The sequence below is a fragment of the Kitasatospora sp. NPDC056446 genome (assembly GCF_042796115.1).
In the GTDB taxonomy this organism is placed as follows: domain Bacteria; phylum Actinomycetota; class Actinomycetes; order Streptomycetales; family Streptomycetaceae; genus Kitasatospora.
In genome coordinates this window covers 6,539-8,448 of the sequence record NZ_JBHTRF010000140.1, presented here as the reverse complement: position 1 = coordinate 8,448, position 1,910 = coordinate 6,539, and the positions used below count along the sequence as shown (strand labels likewise).

General features: G+C 71.8%; 1 protein-coding gene. It reads left to right on the top strand.

Annotated elements, in window-relative coordinates; translation table 11 throughout:
• The first annotated feature begins 199 nt into the window (after positions 1–199).
• Positions 200–1,567: an L-serine ammonia-lyase gene (locus ACFQ6N_RS39620; protein ID WP_380659015.1), complete on the top strand. Its 1,368-nt coding sequence runs from the start codon at positions 200–202 to the stop codon at positions 1,565–1,567.
• The last annotated feature ends 343 nt before the right edge of the window (positions 1,568–1,910 follow it).

Sequence of the window (1,910 nt, the reverse complement as noted above, 5' to 3'; positions counted from 1 at the left end):
CGCCCCGCCGGCCCGGCCCGGCGGGCCCGGCCGGCAGGTGACCGGCCTCACGCCGCCGGCGCACCGGGGACCCCGGGGCACCGCGCACACTGGACAGTGCGCGCGGTGCCCCGTCCCGTGTCGGCCCCCGGCCGCCGCCCGCTCCTGTGCCACGCCCCGCCCGCAAGCCCCTCCACGAGACCAGACAAGGACGTCCTCCGTGGCCATCAGCGTCTTCGACCTCTTCTCCATCGGCATCGGACCGTCGAGCTCCCACACCGTGGGCCCGATGCGCGCCGCCCGCATGTTCGCCCGCCGACTGCGGTCCGAAGGCCTGCTGACCCAGGTGTCGGGCGTGCGCGCCGAGCTGTTCGGCTCGCTGGGCGCCACCGGCCACGGCCACGGCACCCCGAAGGCCGTCCTGCTCGGCCTGGAGGGCAACTCGCCCCGCACCGTCGACGTGGACCGGGCCGACCTGGCCGTCGAGCGGATCGGCGCCGAGAAGAAGCTCAGCCTGCTCGGCGAGCACACCATCGACTTCGACCCGGACAGCCAGCTGGTGCTGCACCGGCGCCGCTCGCTGCCGTACCACGCCAACGGCATGACCCTCTGGGCGTTCGCGGCGGACGGCTCCACGCTGCTGGAGAAGACCTACTACTCGGTCGGCGGCGGCTTCGTCGTGGACGAGGACGCGATCGGCGCGGACCGGGTCAAGCCCGACGACACCGTGCTGAAGTACCCCTTCCGCACCGGCGACGAGCTGCTGCGGCTCAGCCGGGAGACCGGGCTGTCGATCTCCGGCCTGATGCTGGAGAACGAGAAGGCCTGGCGCAGCGAGGAGGAGATCCGCACCGGGCTGCTGGAGATCTGGGCCGTGATGCAGGAGTGCGTGCGGGCCGGCATGTCCCGCGAGGGCATCCTGCCGGGCGGCCTGAAGGTGCGCCGCCGGGCCGCCGCCGCCGCGCGGACGCTGCGGGCCGAGGGCATCGGCCCGGCCAACGCGATGGAGTGGGTGACGCTCTACGCGATGGCGGTCAACGAGGAGAACGCCTCCGGCCGCCGGGTGGTCACCGCGCCGACCAACGGCGCGGCGGGGATCATCCCGGCCGTACTGCACTACTACCTGAACTTCATCCCGGGCGCCGACGACGAGGGCATCGTCCGCTTCCTGCTCGCGGCCGGCGCCATCGGCATGCTGTTCAAGGAGAACGCCTCCATCTCCGGCGCCGAGGTCGGCTGCCAGGGCGAGGTCGGCTCCGCCTGCTCGATGGCCGCGGGCGGCCTCGCCGAGGTCCTCGGCGGCACCCCCGAGCAGGTCGAGAACGCCGCCGAGATCGGCATCGAGCACAACCTCGGCCTCACCTGCGACCCGGTCGGCGGCCTGGTCCAGATCCCCTGCATCGAGCGCAACGGCATGGCCTCGGTCAAGGCCGTCACCGCGGCCCGGATGGCGCTGCGCGGCGACGGCCGGCACCACGTCTCGCTGGACAAGGCGATCAAGACGATGAAGGAGACCGGGGCCGACATGAAGATCAAGTACAAGGAGACCTCGCGCGGCGGCCTCGCCGTGAACGTCATCGAGTGCTGATCACGACGGCCTGAGGGCTCGGCGGCCCCGCCCCGCCCTCAGAGGGCGTTCGATAGGGGAATCCCCCCAACTGTCCGGCTTTCACTGGCGCGGAACGGACTCGGTTCCAGGATCCCGTAGCGGCCGGGCCTGCGTCAGCGGTATTGATCAACTGTGACGGAACGACGCCGGTACCCCTCGGACCTGAAGGATGATCAGTGGCAGCTCATCGAACCGATGCTGCTGCGTTGGCGGTGGGGGGGGGGGGGGCGGGGGGCGGGGGCCCCCCCCCCCACGGGGGGGTGGGGGGGCCGCGACAAACACGTGATGGTGGAGAAAAAAAAAAACGACCCAAAAAAAAAAA